We start from the raw sequence: 21,687 nt of genomic DNA, 5'->3' as shown, positions 1-21,687 counted from the left end.
AATCATCGTGGGGCTTTGCTGCGTATGCTTCAACAACCGGTCGCAGAACCTCGTTCGTCCATCGTTCCATTTGCAAAGCCACTCCTTTAAATACAAAAAGGACACCACTTAAGGTGTTCCTTCTGATAAGTCATATGGAGCAGGGTTCATTATAACGCTAGAAGCCTTACTGCATTTTGTCAGCAAGCATCGCTAATCGTGCTGCTCCAATTATCCCAGCTCGGTTTCCTAACAACGCAGGCTGAAGACGCAGCTTTAAATTCGTATGTTCAGTTACAGCTTGCAATAAAGCATCCCACCAGCTGTTTCGAGCATCAATTAAGCCACCGCCTAGTACAATGAGATCAGGATCCAACATTCTCTGTACGTTGATTAGACCTACAGCCAGATTGGCCACAAATCTGTCAATTACCTTCCGTGCCTGCGCGTCACCAAGCATGCTGGCTTCTACCAAACGTCGGCTATCCCAATCGGAAGCAATCTCCCGAGCATGCCGATTCAATGCAGTACCTGAAGCGTATTGCTCCAAGCAGCCCTTTTGCCCACAGTTACAGGCAGCTCCTCCAGGTATGATAATCAGATGGCCCAGATCGCCTTCGCCACCCTGATGGCCATGAATCAAGGCTCCATCCACGACCACCGCGCCACCCACACCTGTGCCTAGCGCCATCAATACAAAAGATTTCTGCTCGGTGGCTGCACCTATCCAGCTTTCGCCGACAGCAGCAGCATTAACGTCATTATCGACAACGACTGGATAGGGAAAGCGCTGCTCTATTTCCTTAGCAATCTGAGTTCCCGTCCAGCCTGGCAGGTTTTCTGTAGCGTACAATACAGAACCATTCATCGAATCTATTCTTCCAGCAGAGCCTATACCAATGCCAGCCACATTCAATTCCCCAGACAGCTCAAGCAGGCTTGAAATCAGGTCCACTAGCGCTTGGATAATGCCATTCCTGCCAAGCTCAATGGGCGTTCTCACCATATGTATGGCAACAAGACTGCCATCTATATGCACAAGGCTGCCCTTAATTGCCGTCCCCCCAAGGTCAATACCCAGATAAGCACGACTAGACTTATCGTCCATTGCTAAGCCTGCCTCCCTCGCTGTATCCCCGTTACAAAGCTGGCCGTGATCAACTGAGGTCTTGTTATAGCTCCCCCCACGACTACGAATTCGGCACCGGCCTCTAACGCTGCCCTCGCTTCGCCAGGCGTTCCGATACCACCTTCTGCTACAACAGGTACCTGAAGCGAGCCCGCAAGCTGTTGGACCAGCTCGAGGTTCGGAAGCTTAACCTGTGAATATGGCGTATAGCCGGACAGCGTTGTCGATATGTAATCAGCTCCCCACTGGGCAGCCGAAACGCCTTCCTCGTATGTCGAAATATCCGCCATAACCGTGACACCAGCCTCTTTAAGCATGCTTAAGGTCTGACGTAAGCTCAGACCATCGGGTCTAGGACGTCCAGTAGCATCTATCGCTACAATATCCGCTCCTGCCTTTGCGATGGCAAGAGCATCTTCAAGGGTAGGTGTAATATAGATATCATAGCCTTCATAATCTTTCTTCCATAAGCCAATTACCGGCAGATCCATCGCCTGCTTGATCGCACGAACATCTTCTGCGCTATTCGCTCGAATACCTTGGGCACCTCCTTCAGCGGCTGCACGAGCCATTACGGCCATATGGATCGATCCATGGAGCGGCTCATCGAAGAGTGCTTGACAGGAAACAACTAAGCTATGTTTTGGAATCATACTTTTCATGATGAGCTTTCCTCCTTAACTTCCTTGTACGAGTTATACAGCATGGATCGATGGCCACTTCAGCTCGATACCCGCTTGAACAAGCTTAGCTTGATAATCCGCCAGAAGCTCCCTGTTATCTCGTACTTCTTGAGGCTGCACTTGGTGCTCTAAACAAAATGCGGCTAAATACCCTGCTGATTCCCCAATATTCCACTCCACAGGGTGCAGACGGTAGCAGCCATTCGTAATATGAGTCGTTCCGATATTTTTACCAGCCGGCAATACGTTTTTGACCCGGATCGGGATTAAGCTTCCCAGTGGAATCTGAAAAGGCAAGCTCGACACATCAATATAGGTGCGCAAGCTAGTGCTAGGATGTAGATCGATGCGGTAACAGCCAATACCGACCGAGTCAAAATAATCCTCGGCAGCACCATTCGGTCGACAGGCCGGATTTAAGTGCTGCTCCACAACCGTAAATTGTGCTCGTATTCGGCGGGATTCACGAATATAAGGGCTTTTGGCGAGTCCATCCTTCGTCCCTACAATATCTGGGCGTAACCGAAGCCCCGGGTACCCTTGCTTCCCGTCGGGTCTAGGCGCTTCCGTCTGCATCCAATACAGCAATGATAAGCTTAGCTGCTTCGCATTCTCTAGATGCCTCTCCCGCTCCTCCGCACTCACATCAATGACAGAGCCAAGCCAATAGTCGTTTTGCGGCCAATTGACGAGCGTGATATCGCTAGCATAAGTTCCTTCTATGAATTGTGTGCGGTCGATAATTCTACGATATTTCCAAAGTGAGAATGACTTACCGTCAGGAAATAGGCTGTAAAGGACTGGCTCCAAGGTGTGCGGTACAAGCCCTGACCAGCTTAGTTGCTGATCCGGCCAAAAGTCGGCCTTGTACTGCTTCCAGAATTCATACTGCTCCGGCTTCGGGATCGTGTGATCCTCCCCATCGATGTAGTCCATGGCGAAGCAGTAGGTAAATGCCTGCATGTCCTGCGGATCGGCATGCCCTGGCAAGGCATGTGGTTCTCCCGTATCCGCCATCGATTCCGCCCCGGTCACATATTCCACGCCTCCAAGCGGCAATAGCTCTCCTTCTTCCGTTGCATCCAGAAAGTAAGGCGCCGTTAATACAATCTTATCTGGAGAGGCCAATTCACGTACGGTAACAGACAGGATCTCATCACCAGACGTTTCCACACTTTCAGCCTTGTATCCGGTATATATATGCAGTCTTCCGCTATGCACATAAGGTGCCAGCATCTCATGCAGAACAGCAAGCGCTGTCCTTGGCTCATGAGCAATCCAACTCACAATGGCATTCCCCGGATCAAAGGGTTTAAGGGGATCTACCGTCTGCGCCAGTGGAAAATGGCGTTTATAATAATCCCGGACACCCGTTCGGAAGCTTCGAAAGCTCGCTGTACAGCCGAATTGCTCAATCCATGGATTCTCATCTGGCGGCACCGCTTGGCTTGTAAGCTGTCCCCCAATCCAATCGGTTTCTTCCGTCATGATCACAGTTTTCCCCGCTTTGGCAGCGGCTAGAGCGGCTGCACAGCCTCCCGTTCCTCCCCCGATAATCACAACGTCTGCGTGAACCTTATTATTCATGTTCCTTATCCTCCTTAGTGTTTTGCTTTAACAAAACTAACATCGAAGCATTATCTTAGAGTTTTCATAAGAAAACTGGCATCGTAAGCATCTTATTGGTGCTTCTGTGTATCCTTGATATATTCGGCTGCCGATGTTTGCAGGCTAGGTGCTTTGTCATATAAAAGCAAGGTTGGCACATCAGGAAGCATCACCTTTCACTCCCACCCTATTCTTTCATGCGTCAGTAAACTTTCTGTCCCAACTTATAGGTTGCAAGCGTCTCTATCCTATGGCGTTCCCAGTTAAATACAATAAGGTCAGCCGGTGCTCCGACCAGCAAAAACCATGCGAATGTTTTGATTCTCTTGCAGGAGTTCCTTCATTTTAGCTGCGACAGCGTACCCTGCTGACGTACCCATAGTTTTTCTGGTGTGTAATGGCCGAATCGTCATGCTCAATCCCATCTCCCTCTTCGAATAATGGATCTTATACCCTAACGGCTTCCATTTGTTTTCTGATTTTATCCGAATACAATTCAATGATTAACAGTACGTTTCGAATAATATGAAAAGGATCTTTTACCGGTAGAGCAACCACTTTCTCCAGGGGAAAGCCTTTACGGTCTAGAATCTGAATCCACTCACCGATTTGCTTATCTGAATTTGGGAATTTCTCAAAAACGTACTGCTGTGTTTTTTCGTACAAGGTAACAAACTCTTTATCCTTAGAAAGCTCATAAGCCAATAAAGAACAGTATAATGCTTCCGAATGAGGCCACCACAGTTTAGAATCCCACGTGTCCAGAATTAATGCTTCATATGTGTCCCCGGTTTCAAATCCTTTAGGCTTACCGCCCTCGCGATCCACAAAACGCAGCAGACCACCCTCATTAGAATCCCAGCCTAATTCATAGGCTTTCTTAATAACGGGAATGACTTTATCTATAAGATCCGCTCTGTTTAACTTGGAGGCCGTGTTCATAACAAACCACATGCATTCTAGGGTATGTCCAGGGTTTACGTGTCGGCATAGAACAGAGTCGGGGACTACTCCTTGAATGGGAAGGATCTCAGCAATCCGATGATCCGACATAGCGAACTCTCCCATAATCTGTTCCATATATAAGAGACAGTTATCCCTCATGCTACCATACTGAGGATGATCCATCGCTTCCAGAGTATCCATCAGTTGTTGGGATACATTTAATAAAATCATCGGCACAGAATGGGCTTTAAACCCTTCAGGAATGGGATACGGTTCACTACGAACATCGCTTGTTTGAAGTCTTTGTCTGATACGGTTGTAGAGTTGCAAAGCATCTTCCACAATATCGACTCGTCGACTTACGCGCCCAAACTCCGCAAATCCTAATACAACAAAACAGTCTGCATAGAAGCTCGTATCGTACCCTGCACCTGGAATGCTTTCTTTCTTGTCTCCAGACTCCGTTATTAGAAAGGCACAGTTTCCGCTTTCCATGATGGCATACTTCTTTAGAAAATGGACAGTTTTCTCGGCTTGATCCAAATAATCAACAGCATTTCCCCGCAGTATCCCTTGGCTCATCATGGATGCTATTCTTGCCCATAACCATACAAATCTGCCTTGAGACCACGTGTACTTGTCTGTACTGATCGATTCTGTTCCCGCATTGTTAAAGCATGTGAAGACGCCACCGTATTTCTTGTCTAAAGCTCGATTCCAAAAAGGCAGCAAATCTTGAACCAAATGTTGTTCATAAAATTTAAGTAATGCCACATTATCTAGCTCGTCATCAGCGAAAATCATGGATATCCCCCTAAATATTATGTTCTATCCGGTTAACAGGCTGTGATCATCAATCCTAAGGCTAGCCATCTCTCTTCGAGTGTATATTTAACATTATTGTAATATAATTACATCTTTTCGCAAACGAAGTCCTCCTCATAACAGCAGAATTAATGCCGAATGCGCCTTTGTCTGTTATTTACTTGTATTTAGGATATTGAATCAGAGTCCCCATAGTCGAAGATGATATCGAGTAATTCCTGTAGGCCTCCGCAGCTTGCTCAATTGGGTATATATCACTGATCAGATGCTGTACGCTAATACGTTTCTCGGCCAGCAGTCGTATATATTCCCGAGTATTTCGTCCTTCTGTCCATCTCACATACCCGATTGGATAATCCTTGTTATCCCGCTCGTACTGCTTGTCATACCGTCCGGGGCCGCCTGCTCGGGATATGAGCACCTGGGCTTCTTTTCCGAACATCTTATTTCTTGAAAAATTCGTGGATATATCTCCAACAATAATAATTTTTCCTCTATCGCGAATCCAGTCCAATGAGCTGTTAATCAACGACTCTCCATCTCCGCTTGCACACAATAGAACGCTATCTGCACCAATCCCTTCGGTTGCTGCCCATAGTCCTGCCTCCAGATCTGCTTGACTGACATAGGCATGGCGGAAGCCGCTTTGTCTTAGAATGGCAGCACGGTCGGCATTCAAATCATAACCAAGGGTTGTATAAGCGGCAGCGGCAGCAATCTGGGCGCTAATGTTACCCAAGATACCCAAACCGACGATGATCAATGACTCGCCGAATCTCAGATCGGCTATCCGTAACGCGTGAATGGCGATTGCCCCTAATCCAGCGAAGGCGGCCTCTTCCGGACTGACATGCTCGGGAACGAGCGCGGTCAGGTTAACAGGAACGGATAATACCTCCGCATGCCGAACATAGGGAGCTCCATAGCAGGCAACCCGTTGTCCTATCTTCAGCTCCGTTACATCGTCAGCCACCTGCTCAATGATACCAACCGCACTGTAACCTATTGCTAGCGGGTTATCCGCTGATTTCTTAGCCATACTCAGCTCAGTTCCTGGACTGATCGCTGAATATTCCGTACGTATCCGTACATGCCCTGCAAGGAGCTTAGGCTCGTCAGCATGTATCCAACCAATGGTCCCCTTTTGAGCGGCAACGGCTTTCATTATGATCTCCTCCTGAGGGAACGGGAAGTTAAGCCAAGATATTTTTACGATAGTCGCTTGGCGAAATCCCATGATATTTTTTAAATGTGCTCGTAAATGTAGATGAATTTAAATAACCGGTTTTTTCACCGATTTCAGCAACCGAAAGCTCCGTCTTCTTCAACAGCTCTTTAGCATGAGACAAGCGTACTCGATTTAAATATTCTACAAAATTAATATCGAAAGTTTTTTTAAAATAACTCGAAAAATATTTAGGAGACGTCTCAAGCATTTCTGCCATATGGTCTAAATGTAAGTTTTTCATATAATTAAGCTCTATATAGGTAGCAATAGACGTTGGATTCAATTTACTTTTTTGTTCGGTCCTATTGTGTTCCATGATGACTCTGATTGCTTGAACGAGTGCGCCCCGGATGCTCTCATAGCTGAAGGCGGCTTCTACCTTTTGGTTAAATTCCAGTTCCAGCGCAAGAATGTCTTTCGATTCAAAGTCGCTCGTGTCCAGATGCTTTACCATATAATAGAAGATGGTTTTGGCAATCGGCATCAGTTGATAGTGATGGATTTGGCGTTCCACATTCGTAGTAAAAACATGATCAATAATTTGAATACATTCGGCTTCATTGCCGCTCACAAGAAAATTAGATGCCCTCTCGATCTCGTTAAGCGGCACATAGACTTTCCAGGTATATCTGATCGCTTGAAAATCGGTAACTAGATCGTCTGCATGGATGTTGCGATACAGCAAGCATTCAGTTAGATCCCGATAGGCTTTATGACAGTTCACTGTTTTGGATGAATAGAGTCGACTGATTCCAGTCAACATAGAACTGCATAACCAACCATCCTCTTGTACCTGCTTCACAAAACTCTTCAATTGTTTAACGACATGCTCACGATCAGAAGGATGATGAATCGCAATTACCGCGATAAACCTCATGTTAGTCATATGAAAAACAAAGGTCTTTCCCACTCTTTCCTCTAGCCCCGTCTGGATGGCGTGAACAAATTCTTCGATCTGAAGCATCTCGGTCTGCTCACTATTAAGATTAAGCCGCAGCTGAAAGTCTGCCATGAGGAAATATTTGCTTAGGAAAAATTCAGCAAAATATTGCTGCATCCGAAGCTCAGCTTCCTGGGAGCGTGAATCATCATCGAGCGTATTGAGAAAAGCGCTTCTCCTCATTTCCCGGTTGACCCCTGTTAATCGCGCTTTAATGAGTTCATTTTCATCTTGAATCTTAGCTATCCCCGTAAGGATGTTTCGAAAATCGGCGCCTCGCTGGTCCATAACACCCATCAGCTTGAGAATAACTCGTATTGGTTTATACAAATAAAGACTCAGGAAAGCCGACAACAGAACCGCACAGGCAATGGCAATCATAATGATTTGGCGGTTCGCATCCGTGACCGATTGCAGATTGGTGAATTCGTATGGCGTCTTGTTGATATAAATGAATTCATTAAAATCGGATTTATAAACATTATATTCAAAATCCTTTTTCTTCAGAGTTGCTTCAGGACCTGTCCTAATATTCAGATCGTTTAACACTTCAACGAGATTCCAGCTTTCTTCCGTATTCAGGAACATATTGCGATTCTCATCCATCACGATTAAAGTGCTTCCCTGCATCATAGCCGCTTGATTGACATGCTGCAGCAGCTTATTCACATTCAAAAAGATCAATATGTTCTGGTTATAGGTCTTATTGTTGCCGGTTAAGACAATAAGTTTCCTTTTCCCTTCACTGTCTGAGCCAGACCCGCTGTACCACTGAGCAGGAAATACCTGAAGCGGATGTGGTTTACTCATAAGGGTCTTCCAAAAATCAGCATTGTACGTTATATTATTAAACTTTTTTCGAAACAGCTCCTCCAGTGAAATTGTCCCCGCAGAGGTAACAGCAATGTCGAAATTATTATGGAATACGACGATCTCTTCGATATATTCATTAGAGGATATGAACGGGCGAATATCTTTGTACAACTTAGAGGCTTCACTGAAATCGATAGAATCACCTTCGAATGAACCCCATATATTGTTAGATGTCTGCACCATATAAATAATATCGTTGATATCCTTGAAGACGTCGTCAAAGGAGCGTATCAGGTTTTTAACAACGAGCTTATTGTTTTCGCTAACCTGATGATAAATACTCGAAAGCGAGTTCTTGTACACCAAATAATTCGATACAAACATAATGGTCACTACCAATAGTAAAGCAGAAAAAATCTGCAGAAAACCTTTGTTCGCAACCATTTTCCATTTCGTCTTCATAGCTGCCCCACCCCACTAAAGTCACAGGGATATCCATTCGTCTGTGTTCAAGTCATATTCGACAAAAAATGGCCTACCCCTTCTCTGAACCGAGCATGATACCTTTAGCAAAATATTTTTGAGCGAATGGGTAAATCAGCAGTACAGGTATCATGGAGATGAAGATGGTAGCATTCTTCAGCGCCTGTGGAGCCAATGCAACCTGATCGACTAAACCAGTTCCTTTGGTAGTGTCAAAAAACAGCATATCCCTCAGGACAACCTGCAGCGGATACAGCTTGGCATCGTTTAAGTAGATCATCGGAATAAAGAAACTGTTCCAATGTCCCATGAAATAAAACAATCCAATAGACGCGAGTGCTGGCTTCGAAAGCGGAATGATAATGCTAAACAAAATCCGATACTCCGAAGCGCCGTCGATTACGGCCGATTCACGAAGAGAGCTTGACATAGCCTCGTAAAAGCTTTTTAGAATTAACAGCTCAATCGTCCAGATTGCATTAGGTAAAACCAACGCCCACATCGAGTCAATAAGATGCAGCTGCTGTACGATTAGATAAGAAGGGATGATACCTCCTGAGAGAAACATGGTCAGCACGATGGCGATCATGAAATATTTTCTGCCGAAAAATCCAGGTCTGGATAAAGGATATGCAGCGACAGATGTCATCAATAGATTGATCCCCGTGCCTACAACGGTATAAATAATAGTGTTCATATAAGCTCTAGGAATACGGGGGCTTTCCAGAATGTTCTTGTAGGCATCCAGGTTAAAACCTTTGGGCCATAAAAACACTTTGTTTTGCACGATATAGACCGTATCACTGAAAGAGATAGCTACGATATAAACAACCGGATAAACAGTCACTATGGCGACTAGAGTTAGAACTACGGTAAGAATAATATCGAAGAGGGTCCATCTTGACTCTAATGATTTTGGTTTTACCATAGTCCCTTCCCTCCTGCCCTTCTACTCACGGTGTTGGAAATCAGCAGCATAATTAGAGCCACTATGGCTTCAAAAAAGCCTACCGCCGCTGCATAGCTGTAGTTGGTTTCCAACAACCCTTTCCGGTATACATAGGTGGAGAATACATCGGCTACCTCATAGGTCATTGGGTTGTAGAGCAAAAGCACCTTCTCATACCCGATTCTGAATATGGAGCCACTTTTGATAATGAACAAAATAAGAATGGTCGGCATGATACTGGGTATCGTGATGTAGCGCATCATTTGGAAACGCTTCGCGCCATCCACTTTGGCTGCCTCGTACAGGGTAGGATCAATACTGGCGACCGCAGCTAGATAAATAATCGCTTCATAGCCCATATGCTGCCAAATCTCGGTGGAGATGAAGATGGTACGGAACCATTCAGGTGCAGCCAAGAAGTATACACCATTGAAACCCATGGCTTTAAGAACTTGATTGACTACTCCGTTGGTAGGCGAAAGAAAGTCGATAATCATACTGGTGACGATAACTACAGATAAAAAAGCGGGAAGATAACTGAAAGTCTGTACCATCTTTTTGAATCTCATTAATCGGGATTCATTCAGTAATAGGGCAAACATAATCGGGAACGGAAATGCCCACAGCATCGTGAACACACCTAATAAAAATGTATTCTTAAATAATAACCAAAAGTCAGGACTGTCAAAAAATCGTTGGAAATGCTTCAATCCGACCCAATCACTTTTCATTATCCCTTCGTATACACTGTAATCTTTGAAGGCAATAATCAAGCCATATAACGGGCCATAACGGAACAAAATATAAAAGATGATACAAGGGATAAATAGAATAAGCAGTTGCCGATCACGCTTGATATGTTTCAACATTGAAGCAAAGCGAGACATGGGAGCACGGTCGGTCTGTTTGGGTACGAGCTCTGTTGATGTTGACTGCAATGGACTTTCCTCCCATCTCAATATTGTAAGAATAGGGCACCCGGATATAGACACATCCAGGTGCCGCTGGCTCATCACATGATTGGCTTAATTATTTGGCTTCATTGAAACGTTTTTGTGCAGCGTTGTACGCATCGATGTATTTGGACGCACCCAGCTTTTCAGCATTTTGCTGCCATTCTTTCCACTGGCTTTCTCCAAATTCTTTCTTAATTACGTATTTGGTATTGAATTCATTAGAGGCTTTCTCAAGCTGCACTCTAAACTCAGCCAAAATTTTTGTTTCTTCGTCTGTAAATTTCAAAACGGGATCTGCAACTTCAAACTTGTTATTTTTAACAATCTTATCCTGTGCTTCCTTCTCTTTTTCCGTAAAGTTGTAGTAAACGCTGCTTTTGTTAGGACGCAAATACATGACTTCCAGCCACATGCCGTATTTTTTCTCAAGAACCTTAATGTCTACAAGTGGAAGATCCTTCAGTTCAGGATACACGGGCTTGCCGTTCTCCATCTTGTAGGTTTCACCTTCTATCCCCATTGTTACAAGGGAAGACCCGGATGGACTGGTCAAATAATCAAGAAGCTTGAGTGCGGCTTCTTTTTTATCATTGTTGGATACCACAATACCGAATTGGTCAATTTTGGGCAGTGTGCGGATATTCCCTGTAGGACCTACAGGATTTCCATAACGTAGATTGTAATCTGGATTTTGTGATTTCACTTGATTCGCGAACGAATCCAATCTTCCAATCCAGTCGAAGGTAACAAACGATTTGTTATTCGTTGTCATTTTTGCTGTCCAAGAAGCATCTGTATCCGTAATAAATTCTGGATCCATAAGTCCTTCGTTGTAAAGCTTTTTCATAAAATCAAGCATCTCTTTAAATTCCGGTTGGGTATACGCAAGCTTCCAGGTCTTTGCTTTCTCGTCGAAATAAGCCGGATAACTTACTCCGCCCACTCCCCAGCCATAAGTCCAATCCTTGAAAATAACTTCCTTCGTTTTGGAAGCGTAAGGATAGGAGTCGGGATATGCTGCTTTCAGCTTTTTGAGCGCTTGGTAAAATTCTTCGTTATTCGTCCACTCTTTGATTCCAAGTTTATCAAATACATCCTTACGGTAAAGGAATCCGTGGTTCACATCACGCTGTAATCCGTAGACCGGCCAAGTATATAAATTATTTTTGTCATCGGACCATGATTTCATGACCCAATTGTTATCTTTATCATCCACATAAAGTTTTTTGAAGTTAGGAAGTTTATCCAGGTATTGGTTAATCGGTACTAAGGCTCCCTGTCCGCCCATCTTGTTCAGCTCTGGTATCGTTTGTGAGTGGAAAATATCAGGAAGCTTACCGGAGGCAAGTACAACTTTGAGCTTGTCCTTGTAGCTCTGAGAGGAATAAGCCTGAATCTCTACTTTAATACCTGTACGCTTCTCAATTTCTTTGATGACCATCGAATCTTGTAAGTTGGTATTTTCGCTGACTAGCATCCATGTAAGCGTTGTCGGTTTATCTACAATAGGAAGCTTGATTCCTCCTGTATCACCATATTGTTGGGGATTAGCCGAAGCACTTGCACTTGGTGTAGTAGAAGCGTTTCCTGCGTTTCCTGCGTTTCCTGCATTTCCACCATTTCCCGCTCCACACCCTGCGAGAAGTGATCCTGCTAGGGTAAGAGATGAGAGTGCTACTAAAAGCTTTCGAGACATTTTTTTTCCTCCCTTTTTATGTTTAAGACTTGTGCTATCGCCGCTCTAATCTGGTTCATAGGGGCTTGTAGTAGGATCGACACCAGCACTAACCCCAATTATAGGAGACTTACAACAAGAGTAAATTAACCGTTTTCATTAAATTTCGTTATTTCTTATTTCGTCCTGAAATTTCCCGAAAAACCTTATAGATTAAGGATTTTTTCAGTGTGGAAAATGAACAACAGGTGGAAAATGATCAAATTTAACATGCTGATGATACACGCGAAAATGTCCTCATTTAGCTTTTTCTACAATTCCTAGTGCACTATTAATCTACATTTTACTGCTGGATTGTGAGTATCTTTTAATATCCTCAATCATCAAATGTGGCTGTGTCCAATCATCCGCTTCTGGACTTCGAGTCTGAATATTTCCGAATGGCCCTCCGTGAAATAATTTAATTATAGTACGACAATGCCAACAGGAAATCTATGCATTTTAAAACGGTGAAAGGGATCGCTTTTATCACCAAAGATTATAATATACAAGAATTTGGGCGAGTTTTTATGGAGAAGTTCGGGTTCAACTCGCATATTATCTAGTTATGTAAGAAAAAAGTTCATTAATGTTATCTAATATGGAATTATACAACAAATAAAGGAGGCCCTAATGGCCTCCTTTATTTGTTTCAAGCATACTAAGAATTAGAAACAGCTACCTCACTTGTCATTATCACAAAAGGGTCCTCCGTTGATGAATCATCAATTTCACCTAGTAGTTTTGTAAGGCCTCCAAATTCTAACTCCATGAATTTTTTTGTTGCGGCCTCACGTCTCAAATCCCAAATACATTCGTGTAATTCGCACTCGATTGGTACATCTAATCGTATCCGAGCTAAATCTCTTGATAGATGTAACATTTCCAAATTTTCTTTAATTTTATTTTTAATGCTATTTGGGAGAAGTTCAATATTTTCAAGACAACCTTCAATTGATTTATACTCAGCTAGTAACTTTTGTGCAGTTTTCTCTCCTATGCCTTTAACCCCTGGATAATTATCAGCAGTATCCCCCATAAATCCTTTTAAATCGATAACCTGCAAAGGTGTTAATTGCTTTTCGGAATAAAGCGTCTCGAGGTCATAAATAGAGTAATTTAATTTACCTTTTTTCATTATTATGACTTTTACTTGTTCAGTAATTAACTGAAGCATATCATGATCCCCAGTTAATATAAATACCTCAGAATCATTCTGAAGTCTACTTGATAGAGTTCCAATACAATCGTCAGCTTCGTAGCCTACTAAGCCGATATTGGGGATCCCCATTTCTGCCACGACTTCTTTTACCAAATCAAACTGCGGCAAAAGCTCAAGAGGAGCTTCCGCACGATTTTGTTTATATTCGCTATAATTCTCATTTCGAAAAGTGCTACTACCCATATCCCAACAACAAATTACATGCGTTGGGTTAAAAGTGTTAATAGCATCAAAAAAATATTGAATAAATCCATATACAGCATTTGTTGGCAGTCCATAGCTAGTTTTTCGAATATAACCTGAGTAAGAAGTCGCATAAAACGCTCTGAAAAGTATAGCCATTCCGTCAACTAAAAGCACTCTTTTTTTAATTTCATCATTCAACCTAAATCTCCCCAATCCAAACTTTATTTATTGCTGCCTCGGAATATTAAATACCCATGGAATTGAAAATTTATCCAAACTATAAAACTATAATATTAAAACTTTTGCAAATGCTCAATCATTTTCCTTAGCAAAATTATGAGTCATTTTCGATGTTTCAGACAAAATAATCGCTCCTATTCTATAAATCATAACGTATAATTTCTACCAGTAGTATAGCATGGGAACGGTTGTTCAGGACACAAAAAACCACTACTAGTAAAAGGTACCAGCAGTGGTTTTCCATTATTTATTCGTTTTTAACGGCTCGTATGCCATTTAATTTCTTGAATAAATTCAGTCACGGATTCTTGCAGTCGATCTGCAATTTCATCGTCCAATATGGCTTGTCCTTGATCGCCCCATGTTACTTGTTTATCGAGCACGTAAACCCCTTGCAGAATGTTCTGCGCGCCTAATGCAGACAGCACCGGTTTTAAAGCGTAATCGATAGCTAGCAAGTGAGATATCGTCCCTCCAACGGCTAGCGGAAGCACAACTTTACGATCGAGGCCTTTTTGCGGAAGCAGGTCGAGGAAAGCTTTTAGCACACCTGTGTAAGAGGCTTTATATACCGGTGTAGCTACGAATACGGCATCTGCCTCGGCAACATGCGCGTTCGCTTTTACAATAGCTTCGCTGTCAAATTTGGCATATAACAAATCCTCTGCAGGTATGTCGCGTACCTTAATCCATTCCACTTCCAAGCCCGCTTTCAAAAGTTCACTTTTTGCCACTTCGATAACGCCATGTAAACGGGACGTAGGTGTTGGACTTCCAGAAATAATAACAACTTTAGCCATTTGATTCACTCTCCATTAGGGTTTGGGATGAAAAAAAGACTCCGCTGCCTTTGCTATGTACAAAGTGGGAGTCTCCTGTTGTTGGGTCGACTTATTTTAATTCATAGTAATTTACTTGGGTTTATATTACCATTGCCTTTTATGAACGTCAATACTTTTTGTTTAAAAGAAATTCCAACCCGGCAGCCACCGGAGGAAGAAGGAATATTTGGATGGAATGATCATCCCCGAAAGAATCGGATAGAAGAGAACAAACAGAACGAATACGGCAATTAAATATCCGTAGACCCATCTTTTCTTATGTAGCGGTCCTTCTTCTAAATACTCTTTGATGTAATAGGTCAAGATCAGCACAAGGAATGGCACCATCGCGAAATAGTGATAAATAAATGTGAGCCTTGGTACTAAAATCCACGGTAAATACTGCGAGCAGTACGCGATTAGCAGCATCCGCAGTAACTTATCCTTACGTGTAACTGCTACATAAAACGAAAGAATCACGGCAATGAAGCCCGGCCACCATACTAGCGGATTCCCGAACGAGACGATGCTCGAAAGCATGCCTTGCGGCATGAGCTTAGCTTGATAATACCATATCGGCCGGAGCATCATCGGCCACTCCCACCATGGGGAAGAGAAAGGATGCGTTGCGACCAAATCTTTATGATATTTGTACATGTGCACCTGATAGGTGACCACATCCTTCAGATTGTGCCCCGGCCCGGGAACCATCATAAACGGAATATAGGATAACGTATAAACACCTAGAGGTACGATGACAAACGTGAGTACGCACCAGAGTAAAGTAAACAGCGTGTTTCGAATGAAAAGCTTCTCTACAAGCTGCAGTCGGCTGCGCTCCGGTTCTGTAAGTGGAGGCTCATTCTCCGCCTCGCGCAGCAAACTTCGTGCGAATCGATATTCGCTGAACCGCTCTAATAAGGATAATAGCAGCAGCACGGCAAGACCTGCACCGCCATAGATAACAATCCACTTGGATGCAGCTCCAATTCCGAAGAAAAGACCTGATAGCCCTAAGGGGATTAGCGTAGTCCAAATCTTCTCCCTATAGAAGCTGAGCGTTGTGTAACGATACATAAAGTAGAACATCAGCATGATGAAGAATACGCCGTAAACATCTATCGTCGCGATTCGCGTCTGCGCAAAGTGCATGAAATCAAAGGTAAGCAGGAAAGCAGCGATAAAGGCATATTCTGAACGGCCGAACATTCGCTTAGCGAACACATACATGATTGGAATCATACCGACGCCGAACAGCGTTCCGATGATTCTCCAGCCAAACGGATTCAATCCAAACACATAAATGCCAATAGACATTAGAACTTTACCCAGCGGTGGATGCGTGCTTTCATAGGGCTCTATTTGATGAAGATGCTCATAGGCGGTTCTAGCATGATAGATCTCATCAAAGTAAGACCCATTCATATATGTAGGCGTGTACGGTACTGTAGCAGATTCATCAAACAAATTAGCTATCGTACCTTCATCAGCCGCGTTTACATCTTGTTCCGAAACCTTAGCAATCGGCAAAATAGCCGTGTTGCCATCTCCGAAAATACCAATTTCATGAAGATGCAGCGCCGCTCCTTCCTGCGCATCAATGACCATTTTAACGTAACGCGCATCTTTCTTAGGCTCGACTGTGTTCCAAGTGAATACTTTGGTGTGGTCGGATTTCACCGATATTTGATCCTGCCACTGCGTACCGTCCTGTGAAAACCAGAACGAATAAGCCCCTTCACCTACACCTGCAAAGGTGTTAATTCTCGTAATGTTGTGCGAGCTGCCAAGGTCAGCAATGACCGTTTCTCCTACGCTTGTTGGCTTCCAGAACGTTGTAGGAGCCTTATGCCCACCTAGATGGAACAAAGCAATTATCGTGTAAACCAACACTAAAGCGCCAAGATAAAGCACATCCTTTTTCGTGAAAAAACGTCCCCTTGTGCTTCTTTCTACCTCATCCCTACTTGGTTTGAAAATCGCATTCCACCGTTCGGACTCTTTGTATATTGTTTGCTCTTTTGGCAGCGGAACTGGCTCCTCCACCTTCTGTTCTTGTTGTGATTCCACGAAAAGCCTCCATCCCAATAAACATGCATAGGCAAACATCATAACATTGATGGCCGAAACGACCAACATCAAGGGATCATATCTCGGAATGTGATAATCCTGATGAAAACTGCGTAACAGCACATCGGCAATATTAATAAAATGAGTGATGCTAAAACCAATAAAGAGCCCCAGAATCCGGCGATCCTTTATGTAAATGAAGCTGGTCAGCGCGAGCAATAACCCATAATGCAGATAGCGCTCGTGCATTTTGGTCATACATATGAAAACGGCGGTGATAAATAAGAAAGCCACATACAGTAAGGCACCACGCCGTCCTTTGCTGCGAACATATAAATAGCAAACATAGAAGATGGATAGCACCATAAGCACCCACCCGATCAATTGGTAAGAGATGTGCAGGATACTGCTATTCATATCGATAAAATTGCCACCTAAAAGTGCCATAAGATTGAACGCGTTCAAGGAGGCATACGGATACGAAGCTAAGGTACCTGAGTATAGAGCGATCAACCAGCCATACCCTCTGCCAACGGCAAAAGGGAGTGAAACCACGGCCATCGTTGCAGCTCCGCTTAGAACACTCAACAACAATACCATCATGCTGCGCTTTCGTAAAACATCGATTAGTAGAAAAATACCGAAAAGAAGTGCCTGAGGCTTAAGAAGTAGGGCAAGTGCTATAAAAACCGCGGCTTGTGGGAGTTTCCCCCGCTGTTGTAGTAACAAAGTTGCAAGAATAAATAACATAAAAAATGAGTCAACCTGTCCCCATATCGCGGAGTTCGACCAAATCGCTGGATTGAAGGCAAATAAAGCAGCAATTAGAATGCCTTGTTTCCATGTCCGTGCCCCGCCCGGGCGGTTAACCGCTAGCTGATACAAGAGGTAAACCGTGACTAGGTCAGCCAGAATGGCAGGAAGCTTCAGAATGACCAGTGACCCTGCACTCTCCCAGGGAATCGACAGCTTGTGGTGCAGTAAGCCAACGGGATACAGGACATACATGTACCCAGGAGGATAATCGAGAAAGTAGTCTTTGGCGTTCGTGTACAATCCGGATAAACCTACTGTATATGCGCGATCTGCCCACGCTAGGAACGTTCGTACGTCAGTATCATAGCCCACCCAGAGGGGAGCTAGATATAATCTTAGTAATAACGCGGTTAATAGCAGTAAACCCAGAATAAAGAATTTATGGGGAGCCCCCCACAATTGCTTGAACCAGCTTACCATGTCACAGCTCCTTAGATTTAGACTACTACCATTATACCCGTCCACTCTCTTGCAGAAAAGGAAAAAAGCACCGACCGGTTAGGTCAGTGCTTGGGTTCAAGCTTTTCGATGCGCTCGCAAATTTCATGCAGCCAATCATAGTCTCCAGTGAGCGAAGCACAGAGCGATAAATTTTCCAGCTTCAAACGGTTCCATACATATGTCGCGTTAGCTTCCATACACAGCAGTAATTCATCTTGCTCTGCACGTGTTAACTCTCGCGCTCTGCGTAATGTCCATAACTCCGCCATACGTTGATGAACGGCCAACATGGTCTGGGATACCCTCCTGCTAGTTAAGTAGCTACATTATGCAGTATGGTCAAAAATGGGAAGACTGAAACAATATGTCTACTGAATAGTTGTGCCTTGATATGGGAATTGCGTTGAATAATTAGAAAACTGTTGAAAGGTTTGATCCAGTTTCGTTTGTTCTTCGGCCTCTAATTTGTAGTGCCCTTTTCTGAACATCATTTCAAATAGTTCATATTGACATTGATGTGTCTCGTTCAAAATCGTCATAATATCCTGGTGTAGGGAAGTGTGACTTGCTTCTCTGGCAGATACGTTAAAGCTATCCGTTAAGTATTTTTCCGTCGCCAAAATATCGTTTACTCGGTCACGATCATTCAATTCGGAACCTTTGACTTGCGGCTCATTGGCAGGTTTAGGATTCTTGATGACTTGTGGATTCTGATTCATATACGATCCTCCTTCATTGTTGTGTTTGAGGAACTTTTTTCATTTCCTCTGTATTATTGTTTTGCAGGTGTTTTAATAAGAGCATGTAATGCTTTTGATGCATTTGACCGGCCTTATCAATCAATTGTCTAATTTCTGAATCCGAGCATTCCTGCGCAAAATGGCGGCATTTTTTCATGGCTAAGAGCTCCCACGATAATTGGTCCTTTAAATACTGAGAGTCCTTGGTTGTAATTACCTGAGGTGGTACCTGCATAATGGCGGTTTGTTGTTGTTCTTGTTGAGTTTGCATGTTGTCTCCTTTGTTTTTTCGAGAATACGTATAGCATGCACATATTCATAAATTTTTATGACAAAGTTTGGATAATCAGGAACAGCCTTCTTCCAGTTCAAATTTAAAATCACTGTCGTGTAAACAGGTACAGTCAGCTTCTTTCCGTCCATTTTCCAACCTTTTTAGGTGAACATTTCACACGGGAACCCTTGTCAGTCACATTTGCATTCATTCTCCCCCCGCGCCCCTTAAACAAAAAAAAGACAAATGAGGTCAATCTCTCATTTGTCTTTTTGCCAGTGTTTTATGAAGCTGAAGAAGCCACATCATCCTCATCCGCACTTGCGCTATCCGTGCCTTCAAGGAAGAATTGAACAAGCTTCACATGCTTTTTCAGCGATTTCTCGTGGATAAGATTGATCTTACCATTATCCAACGCGCCAAATACGTAGATCAATTCCTCATTGTCATGCGACCAATCGAAGCCTTCCAGAAGCTGCAAAGAATTCGTCCATTCCTCGTTATACTCACCGTTCGGGAATAAGAAGCGATTGGCATACAGCGCAATACTTTCTTGGATCACACGATTGGCAGATGTATACTGCGCCAAGCCCGGTTGCTCTGGCATCATCGGCAGGACCGTATTAAAAAATTGGTGCAAAATTTCTACATACGTCGATGGATCGTGGCGAATTTTACGTTGAAGCTCATAGGATGGCTGCATTCTGCCTGAAAAAAGCATCGTCGCAGTCGCATATAACCAGCTGAAACACGTAAAGTTACGATTGAACGAAGTCAAATTGTTGCGACGCTCAACACCGGCTGCTTTGAGATAGACATTATGATCGACAACCTGTTGAATAACCAGATTTAATGGATCAATGGAGTCGAAGGAATGACCAAGCTCTTTACTCACCAGCTGGACTTTAGAGTTAATGTCGCCGAACAACTGCTGCTCTTCTTCCTCAGTTAAGCCAATATAGATTTGCACAGCAAGCTGTGTTTCCATCAAATCTAGACGTCTTCCCTCAAGCTGATTAATTGTACCTTCTGTTTCCTCAACCTCTTGCCTAATTTCAGCATCCTCTGGAAACTTCCGTTGTTTGATCTTTAGCACCACTAATTTCTTCTCATAACGTCTAACTTCTTTTTGCATCTGATCATTCACATAGCCTAGCGCTAAGATACGATGCTGACCGTCCAAAATAGATAGCTTGGATCCATGCTTCAGAAGGAATTCCTTCTCACCCTTGGACAGTTGATTCACTTCACGCAATGACAGCGTAACAGGTCCGAAGAACACATGATCGAGCTCGCGCTCCTGCAAATAGGTGGAGATTTTGCGTCTTTGCATGTTGCTCAGCTTACGCTGCACCATAGGGTCAATCATCGTATAATTCAACAGATCCTGAACGCGTAAAGCTACAGTTGAAAGTCCGAACTTATCGCAAAAAGGATGAATGGTCATCTTAAGGCGTAATCCTTCCATTAGCTCACGTCCTCCTTGGAATTGTAAGAATCGGCATCGCTGATTAGAAATGCATTCTGATCTTGATAAAAGTTTTTGATATGGTTGTAGGCTTTCATAATGCGAGTCCGTCTCGGCAACCGATCCTTCTCTTCTCCTGCATAAATGTTGTTCCAATTCACATGCGGAAGTATTTTTAATGCGTGCTCAAGTGCATAGCGATTAAATTTACCTGGTTTCGTAGCTTCTTCGTGCATAAACAGAGCAAGTGCAATTTGGATATTCTCAGACCATACGATTTCACCCTTAGTTGGTTCGGGCAAGTAATTCAATAAGCCATTGAAATAGGTTCCCGCCAAGGATACAAGATCTTGCAGCTCTTTATCCTCATATTGATAGCCATTATTACGCGCTGCTGATTTCATTCTGCCTTCTAACAAAGCAATCAATATTTCAATCAGCAAGTGATAGGAGAACAAATACTCAGGTGACTTCCCGCGTTCAGAGAACATATCTACGGTCAACTTCTGCATAGCTGGCGCTTTGGCTGCAAGCTCAGACGCAGCAACGTGATAGAATCTGCGCTGATCGCGAAGTACCGCCAGGTTGCCGCCAAGCTTGCGCGGAAGCTTATTAATGTCAGAGAACAACTGACGCTCTTGACGAGCATTAATGTCCAAATAGGTCATCGTTGAGATAGGGAAAGCGTACAAACGGCGCAGCTTCTCCGTGATCTCTTCCATCTTGTCGTACTCACGACGATCCTTGGCACGAGCCATTTGACTTTGTAACGTCTCCATAATACGTTGGAAAGCGGCCAAACGATGCTGACCATCCACTACGTACAATTTCTCAATAGGCTGCAAACGAAGCGCATGTTGATCTTCGTCATAATGACCTGCACCTCTTGCCGAGAAAATGATTCCCGGGAAATAAATAGGTTGGCGATCTTCTAAATACAAATTAACGTAATCAATTAGTTTTGAAAGATTACGCGGAATAATCGCACGTTGAACTTCTAAATCAACTTCATAGATTGAAAATAATTTGCTCATGGGCAGTGTAGCTGCAATTGTCGCTTGCCCAAATGTTTGCCCCAAAATTCCGGGAATTTCTACGAACGATGAAGGCTTCTGCTCAGCTAAAAGCTCCGATAATGAGGAAATGGCATCCATATG

At 43.5% G+C, this 21,687-nt stretch carries 17 protein-coding genes; all 17 read right to left on the bottom strand.

Annotated features, from left to right (window positions below; genetic code table 11):
* Window positions 1-166 precede the first annotated feature (166 nt).
* Entirely contained in the window at window positions 167-1,087 is a 921-nt protein-coding gene (locus AC58UU_RS10080; protein ID WP_497315207.1) for an ROK family protein, read from the bottom strand.
* Between the two features lie 2 nt (window positions 1,088-1,089).
* Window positions 1,090-1,770, bottom strand: a complete 681-nt coding sequence (locus AC58UU_RS10075) for an N-acetylmannosamine-6-phosphate 2-epimerase (RefSeq protein WP_497315206.1) — start codon at window positions 1,768-1,770, stop codon at window positions 1,090-1,092.
* A 33-nt stretch (window positions 1,771-1,803) separates the two neighbouring features.
* Complete coding sequence (locus AC58UU_RS10070) at window positions 1,804-3,378, bottom strand: FAD-dependent oxidoreductase (protein ID WP_497315205.1); 1,575 nt, start codon at window positions 3,376-3,378, stop codon at window positions 1,804-1,806.
* Window positions 3,379-3,846: 468 nt separating this feature from the next.
* Window positions 3,847-5,148 carry an AGE family epimerase/isomerase gene (locus AC58UU_RS10065; RefSeq protein ID WP_497315204.1) on the bottom strand — a complete coding sequence of 434 codons (1,302 nt, stop codon included), beginning with the start codon at window positions 5,146-5,148 and terminating at the stop codon, window positions 3,847-3,849.
* A 178-nt stretch (window positions 5,149-5,326) separates the two neighbouring features.
* Window positions 5,327-6,334, bottom strand: a complete 1,008-nt coding sequence (locus AC58UU_RS10060; protein WP_497315202.1) for a zinc-dependent alcohol dehydrogenase — start codon at window positions 6,332-6,334, stop codon at window positions 5,327-5,329.
* 28 nt (window positions 6,335-6,362) lie between these two features.
* On the bottom strand, window positions 6,363-8,612 hold the full coding sequence (locus tag AC58UU_RS10055; RefSeq protein WP_497315200.1) for a helix-turn-helix transcriptional regulator: 2,250 nt from the start codon (window positions 8,610-8,612) through the stop codon (window positions 6,363-6,365).
* A 73-nt stretch (window positions 8,613-8,685) separates the two neighbouring features.
* Window positions 8,686-9,561 carry a carbohydrate ABC transporter permease gene (locus AC58UU_RS10050; protein WP_497315198.1) on the bottom strand — a complete coding sequence of 292 codons (876 nt, stop codon included), beginning with the start codon at window positions 9,559-9,561 and terminating at the stop codon, window positions 8,686-8,688.
* Window positions 9,555-10,520, bottom strand: coding sequence for an ABC transporter permease (locus tag AC58UU_RS10045; protein ID WP_497315196.1), 966 nt, complete (start codon window positions 10,518-10,520; stop codon window positions 9,555-9,557). Before AC58UU_RS10045 ends, AC58UU_RS10050 begins: the two co-directional genes overlap by 7 nt.
* Before the next feature lie 91 nt (window positions 10,521-10,611).
* A complete protein-coding gene (locus tag AC58UU_RS10040; RefSeq protein ID WP_497315194.1) occupies window positions 10,612-12,234 on the bottom strand; it encodes an extracellular solute-binding protein in 1,623 nt (540 codons plus the stop codon).
* A 679-nt stretch (window positions 12,235-12,913) separates the two neighbouring features.
* Complete coding sequence (locus AC58UU_RS10035; protein ID WP_497315192.1) at window positions 12,914-13,858, bottom strand: 5'-3' exonuclease; 945 nt, start codon at window positions 13,856-13,858, stop codon at window positions 12,914-12,916.
* A gap of 299 nt (window positions 13,859-14,157) precedes the next feature.
* On the bottom strand, window positions 14,158-14,700 hold the full coding sequence (ssuE, locus tag AC58UU_RS10030; protein ID WP_171690768.1) for an NADPH-dependent FMN reductase: 543 nt from the start codon (window positions 14,698-14,700) through the stop codon (window positions 14,158-14,160).
* A gap of 162 nt (window positions 14,701-14,862) precedes the next feature.
* Window positions 14,863-18,027: a glycosyltransferase family 39 protein gene (locus AC58UU_RS10025; protein WP_497315189.1), complete on the bottom strand. Its 3,165-nt coding sequence runs from the start codon at window positions 18,025-18,027 to the stop codon at window positions 14,863-14,865.
* Window positions 18,028-18,110: 83 nt separating this feature from the next.
* Window positions 18,111-18,338, bottom strand: coding sequence for a DUF7667 family protein (locus tag AC58UU_RS10020; RefSeq protein WP_029194101.1), 228 nt, complete (start codon window positions 18,336-18,338; stop codon window positions 18,111-18,113).
* 78 nt (window positions 18,339-18,416) lie between these two features.
* Window positions 18,417-18,767 carry a spore coat protein gene (locus AC58UU_RS10015; RefSeq protein ID WP_497315187.1) on the bottom strand — a complete coding sequence of 117 codons (351 nt, stop codon included), beginning with the start codon at window positions 18,765-18,767 and terminating at the stop codon, window positions 18,417-18,419.
* A gap of 13 nt (window positions 18,768-18,780) precedes the next feature.
* Window positions 18,781-19,059, bottom strand: coding sequence for a hypothetical protein (locus AC58UU_RS10010; RefSeq protein WP_497315186.1), 279 nt, complete (start codon window positions 19,057-19,059; stop codon window positions 18,781-18,783).
* A 286-nt stretch (window positions 19,060-19,345) separates the two neighbouring features.
* The gene (locus tag AC58UU_RS10005) at window positions 19,346-20,530 is read right to left on the bottom strand and encodes a DNA sulfur modification protein DndB (protein ID WP_497315184.1); all 1,185 of its coding nucleotides are present in this window, start codon (window positions 20,528-20,530) and stop codon (window positions 19,346-19,348) included.
* Window positions 20,530-21,684, bottom strand: coding sequence for a DNA sulfur modification protein DndB (locus tag AC58UU_RS10000; protein ID WP_497315182.1), 1,155 nt, complete (start codon window positions 21,682-21,684; stop codon window positions 20,530-20,532). The genes AC58UU_RS10005 and AC58UU_RS10000 overlap by 1 nt, the downstream gene beginning before the upstream one ends.
* Window positions 21,685-21,687 lie beyond the last annotated feature (3 nt).

It is taken from the genome of Paenibacillus sp. JT22N1, assembly GCF_059692155.1.
The sequence above is the reverse complement of the archived record's forward strand: the minus strand, read 5'-3'. Positions and strand labels throughout refer to the sequence as shown.